Source organism: Leptospira abararensis, assembly GCF_016918735.1.
Taxonomy (GTDB): domain Bacteria; phylum Spirochaetota; class Leptospiria; order Leptospirales; family Leptospiraceae; genus Leptospira_A; species Leptospira_A abararensis.
In genome coordinates, this window is record NZ_JAFFPR010000042.1 from 1 (window position 1) to 22,652 (window position 22,652).

The 22,652-nt window shown below is 37.7% G+C and carries 12 protein-coding genes and 1 pseudogene; 6 read left to right on the forward strand and 7 right to left on the reverse strand.

What is annotated here, in order from left to right; genetic code table 11:
- Positions 1–196 precede the first annotated feature (196 nt).
- Positions 197–445 (reverse strand): annotated as a pseudogene (locus JWG40_RS12290) (IS481 family transposase); the annotation flags it as partial.
- Between the two features lie 330 nt (positions 446–775).
- Between JWG40_RS12290 and JWG40_RS12295 the strand changes: the two are divergent.
- Together JWG40_RS12295 and JWG40_RS12300 are read left to right on the forward strand one after the other, a co-directional pair.
- Positions 776–1,744, forward strand: a complete 969-nt coding sequence (locus tag JWG40_RS12295; RefSeq protein ID WP_205286092.1) for a hypothetical protein — start codon at positions 776–778, stop codon at positions 1,742–1,744.
- Positions 1,741–5,115, forward strand: coding sequence for a hypothetical protein (locus tag JWG40_RS12300; protein ID WP_205286093.1), 3,375 nt, complete (start codon positions 1,741–1,743; stop codon positions 5,113–5,115). The genes JWG40_RS12295 and JWG40_RS12300 overlap by 4 nt, the downstream gene beginning before the upstream one ends.
- 57 nt (positions 5,116–5,172) lie before the next feature.
- Here the strand turns inward: JWG40_RS12300 and JWG40_RS12305 are convergent, their stop codons facing one another.
- Entirely contained in the window at positions 5,173–6,273 is a 1,101-nt protein-coding gene (locus tag JWG40_RS12305) for a helix-turn-helix domain-containing protein (RefSeq protein WP_205286094.1), read from the reverse strand.
- A 169-nt stretch (positions 6,274–6,442) separates the two neighbouring features.
- Between JWG40_RS12305 and JWG40_RS12310 the strand changes: the two genes are divergently transcribed.
- The 4 genes from JWG40_RS12310 to recD all read left to right on the forward strand — a co-directional run bounded on the left by JWG40_RS12310 (position 6,443) and on the right by recD (position 17,133).
- A complete protein-coding gene (locus JWG40_RS12310) occupies positions 6,443–8,164 on the forward strand; it encodes a CocE/NonD family hydrolase (protein ID WP_205286095.1) in 1,722 nt (573 codons plus the stop codon).
- 258 nt (positions 8,165–8,422) lie between these two features.
- Positions 8,423–11,725, forward strand: coding sequence for an exodeoxyribonuclease V subunit gamma (locus JWG40_RS12315; protein WP_205286096.1), 3,303 nt, complete (start codon positions 8,423–8,425; stop codon positions 11,723–11,725).
- Positions 11,726–11,728: 3 nt separating this feature from the next.
- Complete coding sequence (locus JWG40_RS12320; RefSeq protein WP_205286097.1) at positions 11,729–15,340, forward strand: UvrD-helicase domain-containing protein; 3,612 nt, start codon at positions 11,729–11,731, stop codon at positions 15,338–15,340.
- On the forward strand, positions 15,337–17,133 hold the full coding sequence (gene recD, locus JWG40_RS12325) for an exodeoxyribonuclease V subunit alpha (protein WP_205286098.1): 1,797 nt from the start codon (positions 15,337–15,339) through the stop codon (positions 17,131–17,133). The genes JWG40_RS12320 and recD overlap by 4 nt, the downstream gene beginning before the upstream one ends.
- Here the strand turns inward: recD and JWG40_RS12330 are convergent.
- The 5 genes from JWG40_RS12330 to JWG40_RS12350 form a co-directional block, all read right to left on the reverse strand.
- The gene (locus tag JWG40_RS12330; RefSeq protein WP_205286099.1) at positions 17,125–17,646 is read right to left on the reverse strand and encodes a nucleoside 2-deoxyribosyltransferase; all 522 of its coding nucleotides are present in this window, start codon (positions 17,644–17,646) and stop codon (positions 17,125–17,127) included. The genes recD and JWG40_RS12330 overlap by 9 nt on opposite strands.
- A 42-nt stretch (positions 17,647–17,688) precedes the next feature.
- The gene (locus JWG40_RS12335; RefSeq protein WP_205286100.1) at positions 17,689–20,175 is read right to left on the reverse strand and encodes a TonB-dependent receptor plug domain-containing protein; all 2,487 of its coding nucleotides are present in this window, start codon (positions 20,173–20,175) and stop codon (positions 17,689–17,691) included.
- Positions 20,176–20,198: 23 nt separating this feature from the next.
- Positions 20,199–20,822, reverse strand: a complete 624-nt coding sequence (locus JWG40_RS12340; protein ID WP_205286101.1) for an HmuY family protein — start codon at positions 20,820–20,822, stop codon at positions 20,199–20,201.
- Between the two features lie 13 nt (positions 20,823–20,835).
- Positions 20,836–21,645 carry a hypothetical protein gene (locus tag JWG40_RS12345; protein ID WP_205286102.1) on the reverse strand — a complete coding sequence of 270 codons (810 nt, stop codon included), beginning with the start codon at positions 21,643–21,645 and terminating at the stop codon, positions 20,836–20,838.
- Between the two features lie 105 nt (positions 21,646–21,750).
- A complete protein-coding gene (locus JWG40_RS12350) occupies positions 21,751–22,581 on the reverse strand; it encodes a hypothetical protein (RefSeq protein WP_205286103.1) in 831 nt (276 codons plus the stop codon).
- Positions 22,582–22,652 lie beyond the last annotated feature (71 nt).

The following is a 22,652-nucleotide window of genomic DNA, read 5'->3' on the forward strand; positions in this document are numbered from 1 at the left end:
CCTTATCTAATTTGGAGTAGATTTTTAGATGATGCAACGGCTAGGGTTTCGAGTAGATTCTTACGTGATGCAGTGAGTTACTTCCCATAATAAGCATTATGTCGCATAACAAACGTTATTCGAGTGAGTGTAATCGTACATCCTTTACAAAAAGTATGATTAAAATCCTGATTCAGACGTTAAAGAGGGTGGCACTTTAGTTTTTAAAATGCAACAACTTTCCTGTATATACTTCTATCACTCCGAGACTCACATCATAAAAATGAATCTTCGCATACCGATCTGAGATTTCTTCAAAGCCAACTACCTCTCCAATGAAAGGATTCCCAAAAAACAGTCGATGAGCCCCGTAGTATTGGGCAAATCCACTTTCATGAACTTTATCGGCAACAATATGTGTGGGATAAGCAACCTCTAGAATCTTTTTTGGGAATGTCTTTATATTTAAAGATAACACAAATTTGTTAATTCTATTTCGAATTCAAAATACAAGCGGATCAAAAGAACGGAATCGATACTTAATTTAACTCTATAACAACTACAGCCTTAAAATTTCCCAGATAAATGTATTGAAAATTTTATGGTCTGTCTCAAAGAATTCTATGATACATATCTATTTAAATCACTAGAGCGTTTGCTATGTGGAATTCAAGACGAAATGCAATCTCTTGTAGTGATATTCACGGCTTCTATATTCAAAAAATATAAAATAAAAAATAAATTGCCTAATCAAGTATAGTTTCCAATTTGCATTCAAAGTTTCTAATAAATCACAATGCAAGAAATAAAAATCAATACAACTAATGACGTAAAAAAGGATTCTATTGTAACTGGATTCGAAAGGATTCTATTCGAGCGGGATAGTAATGGAAATATCTGGATTGGTTCTTGGAGCCAAAGTCCTATTCTTTACAAAAACGACGGGAAACAAATAACGCGCTATGAATTCCCAATTGGTTTTTACCTTGCCAGCGACAACCCTTTTGATTCCAACCCCGATACTGTCTTATTCGGATCGTCCAGCTCTGTCATCTACTATAAGGATGATACTTTTTATAGTTTGCCCTCACCCAAACTGACAAATACTGCCCCTTATCAGATTTTAAATATCGGTTCTTATTTGTATGTTATTTTTAATAATACCAGTTCTAGAAAACAAATCCATAGATGGAACGGAAGCAACTGGGAAACCTTAAGCACGAATATTGAATTTGAAAATATTGGGAATCTAAAAAAAATAAGTAACAACAGAATCTTGGTAACAGAAAACAATTCTGAAATTGCATATATACTTGATTTGGATGGAAAGTTTGTCTCTGAATTTTCGATCAGTGGGGCACCAATGAAAGTAAAAGTAAATTCAAAAAAGATTTTCCTATATTCTGATTCAAAATTAGAAGTAAGAAATATAAATGGTGAATTAAAGAACCTTCTCGATTTGTATGACGATACAATGAAATCCTACTTTGGATCTTATTTGGAATTCATTGATTTGGCGATTGAAGACGAGTCAAACCTCACTCTACTTTTAAGAGAAAGAAATAAAAAACCTGCAAAAAAACATTTATTGAATTTCAATTTAGATACCTTAACTCTAACTCCCCACCCTCTCTATGATAAAATCACACCAGATTTAAACTTACTCCGATTCGAGAAAGACAATCTTGGCAGTTATTGGTTCAAAGTTTATGGAAACCATTATTCAGAATCTTTTTTTACTTTAAATACGGAATTGGCGCAATGAAGCAAACTACCAAATTAAATTTACAAAAATCAGACTTTTACTTCGGGAATTTGAAAGAAATCATCATTGATCGGATGTTAGTGTTTCAATCACAAAGAGACCGTTTTCTAAAAGCACTCTCAAAAAATAAAAGCAAATTAGACCAAAGTTTTATAAAAGAATTTGAATCTATCTATGGCTTCAAACCGGGAAAAGAAATTTTAGAATGGGAGAATCTTAAAAAAGCATATAGAGCCATTATGTATGAAGTTTCTGATGTTTGGAACATGATCGACCATCACTCCGCCGAAGAAGAGGAAATGGAAGAAGATGAGGATGGTGGATTTGATTATGCCATTTCCTCCGCTGAAAAATTAGTAAAAATCAAAGACCCAGAAGAAATACTTGGATGGTTAGTTGGTTCTTACAGTGGTCTTATGTTTTTGTTTAATGGATCCTATGCTTTTGCTTCCGATGGTGGTGGAGATACTTGTTGGATCAATTTATTACCAAATGAAAACGAATCTATCGAAGTCAATCACTACAATCACGAAATTGGCGAATTAGAGAACCTACCCTATTTTTCTATAGCGCATTTTATCGCAGGTAATTGGACAAATGATTCTAACGAAGGTTATGATGAGGATGAGGAAGAAGAATTTGAAGAGGAAAATTCCAATAAAAAGGAAAAGGAACCCATTCTAACATCTCAAATCAAAGAAAGTATAATTAAGGCCTTCGAAAAAGAAGCTATTAAAGCTTACGAGAAGAAACCTATCTATAACAATTCTTTAGATATGTTCGAAAGATCTAGTTGGCTACTCGGACATAGTTATGGCGAGCCTGCCTATGCTTTTACTGAAAAACTTGCAGATGCACCTTCTTATGCCATTTGGGAAGAAGAAAAACTAGAGATTAAAAATTTTCCTAATTTAGCTGCTTATTGGATCCTTCATCACTTCTATTTAAGAAATGATGAAGCTTGCCTAGAGTCTATCAAACTAGCAAGTAAATCCAAAGGTAAAATGATCACTACAATCAGTACCCATTTGTCTGCTTATTTGGAAGGGAAATCTAAATCTTTATTCAACATACCTGCGGATAAAGTAGAAAAGATTCGAACCCAAACATTTAGTAATGCCGATCCCAAACATATTGAACCAAAAAATATAAAATTATACAATGATAGCTTAGGACTTTCTAATCTCAATACCATCTCAAAAAAAGATTTAGAATCAAGGCTAAAAAAGGAAGGAGACTTATTCCAATTAATGGAAGAATTTCCCGATGATGTGAATGCTCACGATACAATTCTCAAAGAAATTGCAAAAAAGGATACAAGCCTCAAACGACTGATTGAAGATTATTTTAGAGAACGAACTGACAGTGCTTACAATACTTGGCCATACAATCCGAATAAATTAGACAAAAGACTTTCTCTTGCCATCAATGCCGCCTTCCGACAAGGATTAAAATATGATGCGGAAAACAAAAAAGCTTATTGTGGAATTACAAAAACCATTGGGATGTTGGATGATGATAGATCCATTGTTTCACTAAGAGAAGCAGTCAAAAAACTCAAACAAGATGACCCAAGATTAGAATATGTTGTGGAAGCATTGATTAAAAGTGAGCACGCAGAAGCCAATTCTATTTTAGCAGATGCCGCTTGGCGAACTTTTGAGACCTTAGACAATGTAAAAGAGATCCAAGAAAAGGTTAAAAAAGAAGGCCCCACTTTGAACAACATGTTCACAGTGTATACGCACCTGAACGAAGCTCTACAAGAAAGAATTTTAACTTTAGATGAAGTCTCTGTACAACTGATAAACAAACTTTTAAGCTACAAAGACCATTTTGGTTTTTTTGGGATAAGCGTTGGAAATGCATTTTCGGTATGTGCCCATTTAAATTTAAAAGAACATACGGAAACCATAGCCAACTATGTTAGGAAAAGCTTCCAATTCAAAGGTAGAGACAAAGGTGCTTATCTTGATTTGAATCTAATCATCAACATTTCCGAAGCAGCGTTAGCATGGGCCAAAATGGATCCAGAAAAAGCAAAACAAGAGTTATATGAATCCTTTTCCAAAATTGACCAAACCGCTTATCCTGGAATTGCCATCGACTTAAAGGCCTGTTATGTGGCAGGATTATTGTTACTAGAGCCAGAAAATAGTGAGTATTTAGCTTTTGCAGAACGAATTCTTGGAAACAAAGGGGATCAAGTCCGAGTGTATGGAATCATTCGATGGATTAGAAAATTAAAAATTCAAAAGTTCAAAGACCATCTTTGGTATCATATTTATGCAGATCCTGACCCTATGGTAGATTACTCTTGGAGTTATATTGAGGTGGAGGCAAGGCGCGCTTGGATTACACTCACCGGTGAGGATGCTCCCGAGTTTGATTCTTCCGATAAATATGCATCATCACTTTCGAAAAACAAATCTTTGTTACCCGAGGCAGTCCTTCATCCAGAAAAGTATAGCACCCAACATGTATTCGAAAAAATTCGGGAAACCAAATATAAACATGAAGATGTGATTCGTTATGGTGGGCCTTGGCTTGTAGAATCATTGCGGTATTCATTGGATGAATACAAATATTCAGGGTCGTATGACAGGTGGGAAGCCATCAAAGCCCTTTTTTTCCAAGGGCGGGGAGTTTATCCTTACTTTTTGGAAATTTTCAAATTACCTTATGTTGCACCATCTTGGAAAGCATATCTATTACAATTTATGCGAGTGATGGAACCCGAATCTCTCCACTGGAAGAAAGTTCTTACGATGGACGCAGCTGAGATTACATCCCTACTAAAAGAACCAAGTCCCGATTGGTATGTATGGACTGATTTACTCGCAGCCAAGTTGTTTTTATTAGAGGGGGATTCTTCTTTTGAAACTATTTCCCAAGTGATCGAAAAACGACTTGAGATGACAAACCACGAGTCTTATGACTCTAGTGTTTATGAAGAGTGCCTGGGGCTCCGCTTACCACTCCTTTGGCGATGTTTTGGCAAAAAAGGAGATGATAGCATCCAATCTCATTGGAAAAAATCCAAAAAAGATTCGGAAACTCATACAATGCTCGATATGGCAGCCAGACGCAAGTTAGATGACAAAGTTCCCGATCTGCCAGAAATCAAAGAACCGGGGATCCTTCTCACCTTCTATCCAGAACAAAGGGAATACGGTTGGCATACTTGGATCCATTTGACACCAGAAACCATCCGCTTTGGAACAAATGAATTCCATCTTCACTCCGTACTACATGATTCCAAAACGGAATCGAGTATGCCCGCAACCAAGGAATATTTAGAAACCGTTTGGAAAATGGCACATATTTTAGGTTATATGGTATCAAAGAAAAAACCGAAAGGAAAAAAATAGAAAGAGGGCAGTTTGTCCATTCCTGTTACCCTTTGTGAACTTGGGCAGTGGGGATGGTTAAACTGGTTCCCCCTTCCTTACACCTACAGACTTTGCATACTCACTTGGTGACATTTTTTTCAGAGACTTAAAAGCTAAATTAAAGTTTGCTTTGGAGTTAAACCCAACTTGGTAAGCAAGGGAAAGTAAATTTGCTTTTGGTTCTTTTTCTATCAATCGACAAACTTCTGATATGCGATATTCGTTGATCAGCCGATTGAAATTCATTCCTAAAAATGCGTTAGTGTATTCGCTGAGTTGGTAATCTTTGATTCCCAATCTTTCGGAAAAAGATGCTAAACTTAAATCTTCTTCGCGGTAAACACATTCTACTTTTAATAAGTAGTCGAGTTCTTTTTGTAACTTTTCCAAATCCAGGTTGAGGATACGAGAAGTACGGTAGGATTGGCGAAGGCCCGGCAAAATATCTTTAAACAATTCATGATTGATCTCCGTACCGATAAAAGCGACAACAGCCATGAGAGTCGCAAGTCCTGCTGTAAAATAAATTCCCACATGCCATCGCAAAATTGTGCTAATTAAAATAAAACCAGCAAAGGTGATGTTTCCTTTGAGGATCATTCCCAATATTTGCACTCCTAGTTTCGCTTCTCTGTTTGGATTGTTGTAAAGGATACTTCTATATTGATAAATCATCCAAACAAAGGTACCCATCCAATAGAGACATCCCAATATAGAGGTGAGTTCGGGAAGAGAAATCGGAGCTCCCGCAAAACTTTGGTTCATGGACCTAGAAAGAGTATCCGGTGCCAGCCATTGCAAAAGGAGGAGAAATAAAACCACACCAAAAGTCGGATACAAACGATAGAGTTTTCGCAAAGGAACAGGTTCCAGACTTAAAAACTGTTCAATAGTGTATTGCATACTCCCAGGGATTAAATAAATCACAGGAACATAAACGTGGTTCCAAAGAGAAGTTTCAAATTCCAGACCAGCATACAAACGATAGGCGTATAGAACCAAGGTTCCACCAGAAAAGGCAGCGATCATGGCAAAGGGGAAACCTTTGGAACCTTTCTCTTTGACAAGGATTCCAACGCCTAAAATGAAATGATACCAAGCTCCAAACTGAAGCCAAGAACCGATGAATTCGAACATGATCCAAAAATCGGACGAAATGCACGCATCCGTCAACCTTTTGGAGGACTTTCGTACAAAGAATTAGTACAAAATCATGATATTAGACCTAAAAAATCGTCCAAAATCGCCATCTTGGACGCCAAATAAACTTATTCATGGTAATTTAAAGGCAATTCAGAGGCGAATTATGAAAAAGCAAAAAATATACCGTCTGCTCCTGCCACTCGGGGTCTTCCTCCTCGTGGCTTGCGGACCAAATGGAAACCAAAACTCTAAGAATAGCACTGCCGTACTTGGCGTGTTAAGCGGAGCGAACTCAGAAGCTTCAACTTCACCCGATGTAATGAAGCAAAGTAACACAAACCTATCTCGGGACATCCAATCAGCATTTGCAACAGAAAACGATGGAAGTTTCACCTTCAACGACAACATCTCGTATGTCAGTGAAGATGGGGTAAAAATTACAGGGAACCTCTTCATTCCAAAATCAGGAACAGGCCCCTTCCCTGCTGTGATTTTTGTCAACAGTTGGGCTCTTAACGAATACGAATACATTGTACCAGCGGCGAAACTTGCAAAAAAAGGTTACGTTGTCTTCAGTTATAACACAAGAGGATTTGGAACCTCAGGTGGACTTATCAATGTCGCAGGCCCGAAAGATATGACAGATCTTTCCAAAGGGATAGACTTCCTACTTGCGAATGCTCCCGTCAATCCAGCAAACATTGGTATTGCGGGGATTTCTTATGGAGCTGGAATTTCTCTTCTGGGTCTTAGCAAAGAACCTAGAATAAAAACAGCAGTAGCAATGAGTGGCTGGGGAAGTTTGCCAGACTCACTTTATGGAAACCAAACTCCAAGGCTCGTTTGGGGATTACTTCTTGTCACTGCGGGTTATATTACCGGAAGAATGGATCCTATTATTGCGGAAAACTTCCAAAAACTATTGGATACCAGAGATGTTGCCGCAGTACTTGTTTGGGCTAGTGAACGTTCACCTAACAGTATGGTCAGTGCTCTCAATGCATCTGGAAAACCTGTTTATATTTCCAATAACTCCCAAGACAATCTTTTCCAACCAAACCAAATTCTTCCTTATTTTGAACAACTGACTGTTCCTAAAAAATTGGATTTAAATAATGGAATTCACGCCACAGCAGAAATTGGTGGAATCCTTGGAATCAACAACTACGTATGGACCAATGCTTATGACTGGTTTGATTATTGGCTAAAAGGGATTCAAAATGGAATCATGTCAAAACCAAAGGTCTCTATCCAAAAAAGATTTTCTGATGCTAGAGTTACCTACTCTGCTTGGCCCAATCCAAACAAAGTGGAACGCACTTACCACCTAAGACCGATGGGAATCCTTAGCCCAGGAAAAATCACACCGACCGCGAACACAACGAATGGAACTGATACCATTCTTTCTGGCGGAACAAATGCCTCTACAGGTGTTCCTCTTCTATCCGAAATTCTAGATGGAGCCGTATCTGTTCCCGTTACAACCAATGTCAATTTGATTGATCGTACCAATGCTATGGTTTATATCTCTGACAAACTAACTAGCGTTTTAAAGCTCAGAGGACGCACTTTCTACAAAGGTCGAATCAATAGTTCGGACAATGCTCCTCATGTTGTGGTGTATTTGTATGAAGTGGATGTTTGGGGAACTGGAAAACTGATCTCTCATGGAACAGCAACGCTCTTTGGTGTGAAGGGAAAAGACACAGACCTCAATGTTGATTTACAAGCAGTGGCCCATGACTTTCCTATTGGAAGCCGCCTAGCTCTTGCCATCGACAATATTGATCCCATGTATGCAGTACCAAAACCAATCTCCCTGTATACAACGGCATTCAAACATAGCACTTCAAGTGCATCAACTCTTCGTTTTGAAAGTGAATAAGTGAACCAATATTCACCTATACTTAGTTAGCTTATCTATCGGGAGAGGGTTTCCTCTCCCCCTTCTTTTCCAAAGAACAATCAAATACAAGCGCCCCGGATAGTAGCGGAAATCCTTTCGCCAGTGCGAAAGATTGCAGCGGATAGCCGGAAATGGCGCCCCACCTTACTTATTTTTCCTTATAAATGATCAGATTAGAATGGACTTGGTTGGTTCAAACGTCAGACTTTGTACGATTCATCAATAAAGGGAACCCCGTTGCCGATACATTATTACGCTGGCCTTCATCTAGGTGAGATTACCACCGAACTTGGAAAACAAATTACTGAAGACCAAAGAGTGAGCCCGCTTAAACGTCCGCTTGTTGTGGTTCCCAACCAAAATTTAATCCCTTGGTTACGACTAAACTTACCAAAATTTGACCCTTCACATCTTTCTCTAAACATAGAATTTACTTTTTTAGAAAAAGCGATTTTAAAAATCATATTCCAATCATTGAATATACAAACTTACGAAGAATCTACAGCACTTTATCAATACGAAACATTAAAACGAGACTGTTTTTCTTTACTCTACCAAAGGCAAAATACGTTATTGAAAAATTTTCCTGAGATGGAAAAGTATTTGGAAGAGATTCCGAAGTTATACTATCTTTCCGATGTACTTACGAAGTATTTCAAAGATTATGAGCTCAACCGTGAAGAATGGATCAAGGATTGGCTTGGCTTGGAAGCAAAAAATATTCCAAATGAACTTAAAAAAGATCCCTATTGGGAATTAGAAAAACAAATTTATACTGAAATTTATAAAGACAAGTCAAAACCAAAAAATCTATTTCAGTATTTGGAAGATGGAAGAAGGTTGCCTTTAAATGGCGACTTACACTTGTTCTGTTTGTCTAATCTTTCTGGAACTTATATTGATTTTTTAAAAGAAACGGCTTTTGCCGCGGATTCCAAACTAACAGTTCACATCTATCAGTTCCACAATGGGAAAACCATTGGGAAAAATCCCGAAAAAACAAAAAACTATTTATCCAAATTTTCCAAACCACAATCTTATTTAGCAAAAGAATTCGCAAACGACCAGTATAACAAACAAAAGTCGAAATTTTTAAATGGCGGGATGCTTCCTAAATTAAAGGCATTTTTATTGGAAGAGTCTCCTAAAGTCGAAAACTATTTAGAAGATCAAACTGTAAGAGTTTGGAATGCTCCTTCGGTCTATCGAGAAGTGGAATCCATTGTACATGATATATTAAACAAGATAAGTTTAAGTAAGGGTAAACTTAATTTACTAGATTTCGCCATCTTAGTGCCCAATATGAACGAATACCGATCAGCCGTAGAATGGGTGTTTGACGGCGGAATATACACGACTCAAAAGATAGAGAATTTGCCAAAATTACTGAAGATACCTTATTCTATTACTGATTTAGTGGCAAAGGATACATCGCAGTTGTATTTGGCATTGTCTACTTTGTTTCGTTGTATCACAAACAACCGATTTGAAAAAGAAGACATCCATACTCTATTCAAAAATCCTCTCATCACAAATCCAAATGAAAGTGATGAGGAAACACCATTGAAAGTTTTGGATTTAATTGATTCCTTGGGTTCCATTTACGAGGAAGAAAAAGAATCCAATCCTTATACAATTTCATTCGGTCTCAAACGTGCTGTTGTTTCTATGGTGGCTGAAGAAGAAGCTGCATGGACAGAATTACAGGTTGTCACAAAATCCATCTCTTCCGATAAAACCATCATTCAATTTGTGGAAATTTGGAATCGAATCAAAGATATCCAATGGGAACTAAAAGAGAAAGTTTTAAAGACACCAAAAGGAGAAAGGTATCGCATTCTTGAAAGCTCATTCCAAAAATTATTTTCTTTTGAAGGGGAATGGGAAAACGAAAGAATTTATTTCAATGTTTGGCTTAAGTCGATAGAATCTTGGTGTGACTCCGATTGGAATCAGCCAAAAGACTTTTTAGAAATGATGTCCTTACTTACAGAAGAAACTTTCTCTGACATACCTATGCATCGCGGAAATTATTTAACCGAAGGTGTTACAGTTTCCCTTTTACAACCGATGCGACCCATCCCCTTTTTGCATGTATACATTGCTGGACTTGGGGAAGGCAAATTCCCAGGTTCTATTGATAGATCTAGATTTAATTTACGTAGGTATGATTCCAAACCGTGGGATCTCAATCGCAGAGAAATTCAAGAATCCTTATTTTGGGAATCCATCCTGTCTGCAGAAGAAAGCATTACATTTTCTTATGTTGGTAAAAACACATTAGAAGACAAAGAATTCGAACCATGTTCCACTTTATTTGAAGTTATGACAGCGATGGAGCTTAAAGAAGCAACCGAATTGCCACTAACAGCGTATAGTCGATTTTATGACAAGAACTCATTTCCTTCTTTTGATTATGTTCGAAATTTAGAAAGGTTTAGGTGCTCAGAAGTAGAGTTGCCAAATCCCAATTTTACTGATCCGAACTTACTTGTGTCGGTAGAGAGTATCTCAGAGAAAGCCCGTGAATTTACAGTCCAAGAACTTACTAATGGACTAAAAAATCCCATCCTTGGATCTTTATTAGAAAACCTAGGAAGGATTTGGGAAGAAGAAGAAAAACAGGAAGAGGAACCTTTCCGACTCAATCAGTTGGAAATTTTTACCATCAAATCAATTTTGATCCCTATATTTACTGAGTCATTAGTAATTGATAAAGAATGGATTTGGGATCGAGAAAAAATCCAAACTCATCTAAACGAACTCACTCTCAAAGCAGAACAAAATGCAGAATTTCCTTATGGTGCTTTTCATATTGTTTCCTCTGAAGTTCTACTTAACGAAGTGGAGAGGATTTCTGAGCGGTTCCGCATCCTAAAGGAATCTCTTTTCCATCCACAAGATACTTTATCTTATTTGAAAGCAGTATCAATAGGCGATACAGGGCTACGCGAGTGTAAAAAAATCGAACCTTACCGACTAACAGAGCGCAGGACAATTGTTGGGGAATGGGAAAACCTTATCGAAAAAGACGGAATCTACTACTGGTTCTATACAGGTAGTTTGTATGATAGACCCAAATATCCCAATGAACATATAAAAGATTATCTAGGGAAGATGGCCTATGTGCTGATTAGCGCTTGTTTATTTCGGGTTACCGGGAACTCTCTAGTCATTATTCCCGCCAACGCAAAGGATTTTAAAAACGAAAGTTGGTTAGATATGTCTCAACTTTCTGTAACGGATTGCCAATCCTATTTGGATTCCGTAATCCAATTAGTCACGGAAGAAAATCCGAAATACATTCCCAATGCTGGTTTGAACCTTTTCTTTTCCAAACATTCATTGGAAGAGATTGAAACTAATGGGGATACCATCGACAAATTATGGAAGAATTTCCTTTCAGAAGAAAGTGAAAATATTTTATTTTTTGAAAGCCAGACAATGAAACTTTCTCCTTATACAAAAGTTTTATTAGAAAATTTTTCCATTCAATCAGTATGGAAGATCTTTTTACCTCTTTTAAAAAAAGGGTTTTAATCAATGAACCATCCCCTACTCCACAAACCCAAATTCATTGAGGCCTCTGCCGGTACGGGAAAAACCCACCTCATCATGGAAATGTTAGGTGAGATTATGGAATATGATGTACAAAATAATATTTCTGAAAACCGACTTCTTAATACTCTCATTCTCACGTTTACTGAAAAAGCAGCCGGAGAACTAAAGGGACGACTCAAAACTAAGATATTAGAACTTTCTGACAATGGGAGAAACCCTGGCTTTTATCGTTACTTACGTGATTTAGACCAAGTCACGATTTCCACCATCCATGGGTTTTGTAATATGGTGTTAAAAGAATATCCGATTGAAACCCAAAACAACCCCAATGTACGATTAACAAGCGCAGATGAAATCATCAAAAAAAGTTTTTATCTTCTAAAACGAAACCATTGGGGAGGAAGAAATTTTGATGATTTAGCAAAGGATTTAATTGAGTCTCGGACTTTAGAAAAAGAGTCATCAATCACATTTGCCGTATCCAAAATTCTTTCTAATACAAAAAACTATTATTTTCCCAAGGTTTTGACTTTGGAAAATACCATCACTTCGCCCAATATAGGACAAATCATCTCTTCTTTAACCTATGTCATTCAATCGGTTAAGGGGCCAGTCGGCGACTCCATTCTCGAACAAGGGGATAAAAGAACCATTCTAAAATGGATAGAGAATTGGTTGTCTATGAATCACTTCCTTGAAGCCCTTCTATCCAAAGACTTTAAAAATTTAAAAACTGAATTACTGAGAATTGGAAGTTTTCAAAGAACGGCAGAGAAAATTTCATACCAAGGATTCACTTATCTTTTGTTAGCCGGCAAAACTATCACTAAAAACTTAAACAAAGAGGCAACAGAGCTACAATCCACCATCTCGATGCTTATTTCCTTACTAGAAGAAACCTTTCCTATTGATCAAATTGATTTAGAAGGAGAATGGTTTTTGCAAGAAACGGCACTTCAACTCGTAGAAGATACAAAATTGTTATTACAAACTGGAGATTCACTGACTTATGATCAGATGATTTTAAAAGTATATGAGACTGTGGTTACTTCCCCCAATCCATCCCTTGTCCAATCTTTAAAAGAACGTTTCCAAGTTTGTATTTTAGATGAGTTCCAAGATACAGATAAAAACCAGTACCAAATTTTCCGTTCCCTATTTGTAGACCAAAAAGATAAAGCCAGAATGTTGTTTTGTATAGGTGACCCAAAACAAAGTATTTATGGATTTCGAGGGGCAGATATTGGCATTTATCTGGAAGCAGCAGAGGACTTCTCTGACTCCAAAGGTAGTCTCACAACGAACTACCGTTCTACGAAAGAAGTGATTAATGGATTAAACTTTCTTTTCTATAATCAGGATAAGGAATTGGGCGAAACTAATTTTTTTCCCATTGAGGAACCGGGTTCCAAAAAAGAAAATTATCAATACCATCCGGTTGCTTACCCAAAGCCCTCAGAAATTAAATATTCCTACACCGATCCAAAAGAGTCTGGAATCCATGTCATCCAATGTCCAGATCATTTACAAAATGTGAGTCAAGCAAGGAGCGTATGGGCAGAATCCATAAAAAAAGAAATTCTATCCTTCCAACAAAAAAAACAATCTTTAACTTATATTAAGAAAGGAAACCCTTCTCCCCAATCAGTAAAACTAAAAGATATTGCCGTGTTATGTGGCAGCAAAAAAGAAACAGAACTCATTGAAAAAACTTTATCAAATGCCGGGATTCCTTGTTCCATTTACAAACAACGGGGGATTTTTCAATCAAGGGAAGCGGATCAAATTGAAAACCTATTAGAATGTTTAGCCGAATCAAATAGTTCCCGTTCTTACAAACGAATTCTTTTTTCTGATCTTTTTGGAGTTCGCCCAGAGGATCTATCAAAATACAATGAACATTCCATCGACTCCTACGAGAAATCTTTAATCGATGTTTGGCTAAAGCTGATTCGGGGAAATCGTTTTGCTGCATTCTTTCGTTCTGTGATGGATGAAACCAAAGTGCTTTGGGAAAAGGATCTTAAGAATTTAGAATGGGAAAGGAAACGAACCAACTATAGGCAGATCTTTCAGAGGTTACTCGAATTCCAAATTCGATCCAATGCAAACCTCTCAGAACTGCTGACAGAATTACGAAAACTCAAACAAGAAAAAACTTCTCCTGAAGAAGAACCTCTTTTTGACAGAGAAACCGAAGATGATGCTGTTCAAATTTTAACCATCCATGCTTCTAAAGGATTGGAGTGGCCCATTGTTTTTTTGTATTATTTTGGAACTAGACCCCAAAGCCTTACCAATTATGAATACCCAACCTTCATAGACGAAAACCACAAAACTGAAAGAAGGTGGATACTTAATCTATGGGATTCTAAAAATGGGAAACAAGCCGAATTCAAACATTTTTTGAATGAACAAAAACGTTTATTGTATGTGGCATTAACAAGACCCAACTTAAGATTGTATTTACCTAAACTTTCTTGGGGAAATGATTTCACTCAAAAATCTGGGTATGGCAATATTTTATTTTCTGAATTAGAAAGAATCCAAACACTTAACTCAAACCACTCAGCCCCTGAGAACAGCTTCCTTTTCCGCAATGAAAGTAATGCGCAAGTCATAGAAGTTTCGATGAGCACAGAGGAATCAACTCTAACAAAAAAGGCAAAACCTACTCCAATAGTTTTTCCGACTGACATCAAAGCTGGAAGAATCTTATTGCAACACAGTTATACTAGTTTACAAACTTCTCAAAGTCTTTCGGCAAAGAGTACGGAAGAAACTGAAAAAGAGATTGAAGAAAACTTAGAGCCAGTACCTTCCGAAGCCGAATCCAAACTTCCTTCGAGTTCGAGGATCGGAAATTTTTTACACCGTATTCTCGAATTATGCGAATTTTCGATTTTTGAACTCTCGATGGAAACAATTCAAAAACACCCTTCTTGGCTATGGGCCTACAACCAGTCCTTTCGGCAATATCCCATAAAACTGCCGTTAGAATCAAATGAAAGTTTAGAAAGGATTGTTTTGACACTTTTGAAACGAGCTATGACAGCGGAGATCACTCTAGCTGACGGTGGGACGTTTGGTTTGTATCAGCTGAAACCTGAAGACAAATCCTCTGAATTAAAATTCCATTTATACATCCAAAAGATGTTGGAAAAATCTGGTGTGGACTTAACACCAGGATTTGAAAACTATTTAAAAGGAGCCATTGATTTGGTTTTTGTTAAAAATGGAAAATACTACATAGCTGATTATAAATCCAATCTTTTACCAAACGACCTATATGATAAAACGTCTGTGACAAAGGCTGTGATTGAAAAAGGCTATATAATTCAGAAATCTGTATATGCTTTGATTCTTTTCGATTATCTTACCTCTCTATATGGAAGCAAATTGGCATTGGAAAAATTTGGAGGTGTATATTATCTTTTTCTAAGAGGAATGGGTATCTATAAAAATTCAGGTATCTATTCTGATCTTAAATCATCTCAAACTGAGTGGACCTTAGATACATTTACTGAAATTCGAAAAGAGGTTTTAACTTATATTCGAGAAGCCTCTGCTAGTTTAGAGAAGTTATATTTATGAAACAAACAGAGTCATCTTATTTGGAAATGGCAAAAGAAATTATAACCCACTTCCCGCACATTCCTAAAGAGCACGAAGTTCTGGTTGCAAATCTAATCGAAGTTACACTAGGTGGAGATCTCTACTTACCAGTGTTGGATCCGAAATTCAGCAATGATTTCAAAAACCAATTCCCTTTCCATCTGGAAACAGTTGGTGGTGAAACTAGGCTTTACTTTCAAAAAACCTACAAGGAAAAAATCCACTTCGAAACCAAAGTGAAAACCTTACTCTCAAACCGATCTGAACAAAAAAAGTCCCCAAAACTACAAATTTCGGAAATAGAGTCTATTATTTCTAAATTAGAATCTCAATTCAGAAATCCACTGGCAATCGAACAAAAACATGCAGTCGCAGAATCCATCACTTCTTCTTTTCGAATTGTGGCAGGAGGGCCAGGGACAGGCAAAACAACTGTTGTTTCTTTCATCTTAAAGGTGTTAGATGAATTGCATGAACTTCCAACAGCTAATCACATTGCACTAGTGGCACCTACCGGTAGAGCGGCGCAAAGGCTTACAGAATCCATTCAGAAAAATTTAAGTTACTTCGAAAATACAAAAGAACTAGCCTCCTCTTTACGTGGACAAACCATTCACAATTTATTAAAGTATTTCCCCGATCTTAAGAAACCTTACTATGGGGACAAAAGATACCTACCCTTTGATTTAATCATTATGGATGAAACTTCTATGGTAGATATGTCACTTATGAATTTATTTTTGGATTCGATTAGCGAAAAAACACATCTAATCTTGTTAGGTGACCCTAACCAATTACCCTCTGTTGGCCAAGGGGAAGTTTTATCTGACCTGTTGATAGAATTTAAAAAACAGGGTAAATTTGTTTCGGAGCTAAAGGTCAATCATAGGTCCTCTGCATCTTCAGAGTTCAGCCAATTTGCCGAATTAGTAATGGATTCGTTTGATTCACCAAACACAAAGCCTTCCTTCCCCAACCCAAAAATTTTAGAGTCTATCGAAGATAATGAAGATGCAGATTTCATTTGGTTACAAAAAGAAGATACAAGGCCAAGTGATCTCACTCCATTTAAAAATTGGAAACAAGAAGATTTGATACAATTTTTATGGAAGGAATTCTTTTTACCCACAGCAATTCTCTCCACTGCTTTAAACTGGGGAAAAAAAGATCTAATCATAAACGAAAACAAAGAAACATTGGAAAAGATGATTTCTGACTACCGCTGTTTGACTATATTAAGGAAAGGGTATTATGGAATCGAATCCTTACATAATCGAATTTTAGAACTCGCAAAAAAACAACTCACCTCTTCTCACACCAATTCACAGAATATAGAATATCGGCATCTGGCAAAATCATTTTATTTTCAAGGAATGCCAATCATCATCAAAAGAAATGATCAAATCAGAAAACTTTTCAATGGTGATATTGGCCTCGTACTAAAAATCGATTCAGAATTGAGAGCCGTATTTTCAATAGAAAACAGATTGTATTCTTTTGCTTTGGATACTTTGCCCGAACACGAACCTGCATTTTTTCTTACCATACACAAAAGCCAAGGATCCGAATACAATACCATCTTGCTGTATTTACCGCCAATTTCTTCTTCCCAATCAGAAGGTAGCGAAGAAATTCCCATCCTCAACCGAAGGATCTTATACACGGCGATAACAAGAGCCAAAAAGAAAGTCATCCTTTTGGGGGATTATTTTACTTGGAAATTAGGGTTAGAAACTTTTCGCAAACGAAACACTGGCTTCCAATTATTTTGAAGTTTTCAATAACTTCAAAACTGTTTCCAAATTTCCTAATACCAAACTCCCACCAGAACCTAGAATCGAAAACTCCAACATTAAATTTATACTATTACCGAAATCTTCATTCAGCAAATACCCATCCCCATCAATCGCATAACCAGACGAATGTGGTTTTGTGCGGATTTTGGATTTAACAATTTCCGGTAGACTGCGGTTATCATTTAAATACCCAAAAACAAGTTTTCCTTTGGCGTAGGCATAACCAATCTCAAAGGCGGTTCCATCATCTACACAAGCACCTCGGAATGGATTGCAGTTTGCAATTACGATATCACACCGATGAATGAGAGAGATGTTTTCTTGGAAAATCTGATTTGCTTTAGCCAACTTTGTTTTATCAGTCACCTCTCCATCGAAAGGAGTTAGGGCAAAGTATCCAAATGATTCACAGAGTTTTTTTGCATCAGAAAGAACCGACAAAGCATTTGTCAGAAAAACTTCTGGTCCCGCAAGATATAATGTTTGCATATTGAATTCTATACGGAGCCAGAAATAGATTTAAAGGACTTTTTAATTCACCTGTGGTTCTGCTGGTGTCACTTTTACTTCGCTAAAAGCAAATTTACCATCCAATCCAAAGTAATAAAATCTTGGCCTTTGCGGATTGTATTGCAAATCCCAGGCATCCAAGGCGTTGTCCACCCCTACAAACCATTGGAAGTGCCCAAAAAATCTTTGCGACAAACGCAAATTTAAATTTGTATGAGGGTTCACCATTCGATATCCATAAGTGGGGCTCGTAGTGCAATAGGAAAGATTATTTTCTGAACAATAGTCCGAAACACCCGCAGGTAAAGCACTTAACGAGTTCGCAATGTTAGCTTGTGCCTGACTATTTATTACTGATTCTAAACCATCAAAGTTTGGTGGGAGATCAGGATTACACCAGAATGGATTTTTAACACAATAGTATGGTTGTTTCCCAAAAACCACTGCAAAAACGGACAGAGACAATCCACTTGATTTTTCATCTAACCTAATACTAAAGTTCCAACGGTGCGGGCCTCTTCCTTCAAGAGGAAGTTTTGTAAGTTCATCTCTTGTATCGGTGTATGTATATCCAACACTTGTAGATACAATCTCCGTCAGTCGAATGTTAATTGAAGATTCAATTCCTTGTGTGGTTGCTTTCTGATAGTTTGATGTTTGGTATACCAATAGGCCCGATGAATCTCTTGCCGGATTGGTTCTAAATCCAATCAAATTATCTACATTGTTATGAAACAAATTTGTACTATACCAAATCCTTTTTGTAATATCCCACTCCCAACCAAAATTATAACTCCTAGAAAGTTCTGGCTTTAGATTCGAACTCCCTACAACCCTGTAACCGACACCTGGGTTTAAGAAATTAAAATACAAATCTTGAAAACTAGGTGCTCTATACCCAAGCCCATTGGCTGCTCGGAAACGAAACTGGTCTGTTACATCATAACGAATCGCTAGTTTCGGAAGCCACTCTCCTCCATAAATAGAATCATGATCATATCGAACTCCTGGCACAATTTGTATTCTCGGTTTGTCCGAAACTCTCCATTCATCCTGAACATAAAACGCATTCCTAAAACGATACGCATTGCCGTTAATCGTTTGTCCTTTTGTTAATTCTGGGTTAAAATCTTCATAACAAACATTTGGATAAGTACGTCGGCAATCGGGAGCAATACGTGCTGAAGAGATTTGATCTTGTAAGTTTTCCGCACCAACGGAAGTAACATGATTTTCTGAAAATTTATAATCTACTCTAGACCTAAATTCAGTCACTGCATTATCTGTTCTTTGTTGAGAATCCAGGTCATCAGCTTTTCTCTGATCCGTAGTATATAAATCTTGGAATCTAGAATAATTGGCATTAAGGTTTACATTTACTTTTTTATTTGCTGCCCAATCCACATTGAATGCACCCATAAAGTCATGAGTTTTGTTCCTTCGATCATAGACGGTTCTTGGAAGTGACGCATCTACCGCAGTTTGATCCAAATGCCTATAATAAAATTGTCCAGTAAGAGTAAGATTATCCAATGCATGATAGACAGTTTTATTAGATAAATTCATATCATTGAAAGCGCTACCTGAAGTTGACTCTAGAGGTGGTGAATAGTTAGGTAACCTTGTCGCCAACAAATAGGAATTCACAATAGAAGAGTTTGCTGGATACGGATTGTAACCAGGGGCAAGAGAGGCATACCTTCCATTCCTAGGTCCCGGTGTTGCATCAGGAGTTAAATCATATCCATCCCCTTTATGCCAACCTACAGTAATGAGAGTTGATAGTTTTTCCGTTTTTGCACCAACGGATGCATAATTTCGGAACTCCATATAAGGACCGTAATACTTTTCACTTCCAGATCCTCCTAATGTTCGAAACTCGGCATATAACGGATCTTGTGCCTCTTTAGTAATGATATTAATCACACCTGCAATAGCATCTGACCCATAAATCGCGGATGATGCTCCTTTTACAATTTCAATTCTCTCAATATCTTCCGCTTTAAAACGAGTTAGGTCAATCGAACCACTGAACCGTCCCGTTGTCCTTTGTCCATCCACAAGGATAAGTACATTCTGTGCGGATAACCCTTGCAACCGAACTGTTTGTCCCCTTTCTCCTGATTGCGCAGGCCTCACTTCAATCCCAGGCACATTTCCAAGTGTTTGAGAAAGATCTCTGGCACCCATGGCATCAATATCTTTTCTTGTAATCACTTCTGTAGTGATTGTTGAGTCTTTCAGGAGGTTCCGCCTTCGTGTTCCCGTAACAGTGATTATATTTGATCTATCACCATTAACTTCATTTGGCTGAACACCAGACTCTCCATGTTTGGGTTGTTTTGCGGTCTCTGCTGGAACTGAACCCTGCGAAAGGTCATCTTCCTTTTTTGGATTTGTTGTTTGGGCCGAAATATCACCTAACATAAGGATTACAAAAAAACAAAAACCTAAAGAGAAAGTGGATGTCAGGATTCTCCGATAAAATTGATACTTAATTAAATTCATCAATCAATCCGCACCTGAACAAACTATAATATCCGCCATCGGAATTTTGGATATCCCGAAGTTCCAGCGGCATTATAATAATCTAACATTTGTAAAACGTATTTGGCTCCGTTTTCTCCGGTGATGATGTAAACAGTGGCCTTTGCGGTAAGAATTGTATTTGAATAAGTAAACCAAGTGCCGTATCCAGCAGGCATTGGATCCAAATCCAAAGGGGCAGAAATTACTGGATTGATACTTTCTGTTGAGCCAGAGATGGGCCCACCACCACTTGAAGATAATTGCATATCGACTACTTTTGTACATTCTGATCCTGTGTAAGTGGCAGAAAAGTCTGTTGAACCAGTGCTACATGCTCCCCCATTTCCAGCCCCGCTAGTTCCACTGTTTGTACCAATATTGTATCTTTTGAATCTTAAATCCCAGGCATCCCCCGCTCCGACGATTGCTGCATTTGCTTTTAAGTTTACATGCACCCAAGTCGTAGTGGAAGAAGCATTGATTGTTGTTCCATCGGTAGCAGAAACTGCGTCAGTCACTAAAAGTAACATTGCAGCCGCAGAATCGTCTTCCGATGTCTTTTCTGGAATACAGTTCATAGATACAAAGATAAATGAGCCGATAAGTATAACTTTTAAAGATTTCACTATTACTACCACCTTATGGAACAGCGAGTTGAGTTGAGGTAACTACTTTTGAAAACGAGATACCTGAATTTGCACTTAAACCAATAAACGAAAATCCTGTCGCCAGAGCAGGATCTCCGCCCGTCCAAGTAACTTCGTTTAACAAAGCATTGCCGGTAGTAAGATTTGTCCTAGTTTTGCAATTCGCAGTGTTTTTCCCTGTTACCCAAACGGTCAGGCGAGGGGGAGCTGTGGCTGTCAGATCAAAACATAGATCCACTTCTTGATCAATGAAATTGATTAGAGAGGTCCCTGCCACAGTTGGCGCGGGTGGTGCTGTACTATTCCCGTTTGAAGTTAGATTCTTTATATTTAATTCATTTGGGCCAAAATTTGCGTATGCGTAACCCGGAACAAATCCTCCTGTCCCACTCCCCGAATAAAAATTCATTGCGAATTGACCGGCAGCGAGTGTACTATTCCGACTAACGTCAGCAGAATAATTTTCTGGCAACCCCACATAAAGGGAAACTGCGGTATGCCCTCCTATAATTTTCAGACCTTCAATCCTATAATGACGAACCGCGCCGACAGATGGTCGACAAAGTGCAAAAGTTCCCTTTTTGATAGCAGGCATAGTTGTTTCGACCGTACCATCTACATTCGTTTGACAAACAGTAGATGGACCAGAACTAGCACCGACAAATACTCCAAGAAGCAGAAGACTTGTTTCGTCTGACTTTTCTTTTTCTTGGCAGAATGTGAAAAAAATTGTTGTGACTAAAAGGATCACAAACCTACGAGCAATATTTTGAAACAAAGGATTATATAATTTTTCTTCCATAAGAATCACCTCCTGGTTTTGGTGTGGAATACTAAAAACAAAGAGCTGCATTCTAAACTTTTATTTAAGATTGCAACTCCTAACCACGATAAAGAAAAGTTATCTCTATTTTATAGCCGTTTCTGTAGAGACGGTGATTTTACCAAAACTCACAGAACCGGAGTTACTTCCTGCAGGTGCTGCTGCCAAATAAAATGTGCGTGTGTCAAGTGGAGAAAGGTTGTTTGCAAAATCACTAGGAAGTTTGTGAATCACTGCATTTTCTGCTGTCAAAGAAGATTTTACGTTACAATTAGCACCATTCTTTCCATCTAACCAAAGTGTAATTCTTGAAGCACCTGATGTAGTTTGTGTTACATCCAAACAAAAAGTTTTTTTCTCCCCACCGGTTTTGTTTAACTTACAATTTGTAGCTGCAGCACCGAATGTATCACACTGCGTGTCGGTTACGGTGCCAATAGGTAATTCAGCAGCAGTTAAACCCGTGTTAACTCTTACTGCGGAGGACGCTGCGTAATTAGGTTCGTAACGAATGGCAGAAGCTGGAGATCCTGAAGTAGAACGTCCATCATACATCCAAAATTGGAAGGCATTGAAATTGTTTACTAAAACATTCCCAGCAGTCGGTGCATTCAAAGCATAATCTTTCGATTTGTAACCGCCAGAAAAAATTACGCTGTGACTAAATGCATTAGAAAGATCATGGATCACAAAATGAACTCCCGCCCCACCAGCTGGATTACAGATTTCTACTGGAGTTGACAAAGTCAGCGTACTGCCGGGAGTCTCACAAGACTTTGCCCCCTCAACAAGAGAAAACAAACTTAAGAATACCGAATTATCGTTGTCTTTATTATCTTCCTGGTCGCAGGAAATGAGTGTTAAGCTAAGGCAGGAAGCCAGGGCTACAGCAGTGAATTTGTTGAGCTTGTTCATAGGCGCTCTCCTATTTAATTGATTCTGATTCTCAATTTCGCGAGCAGGGGTTTCCTGTCAATACATTTGAG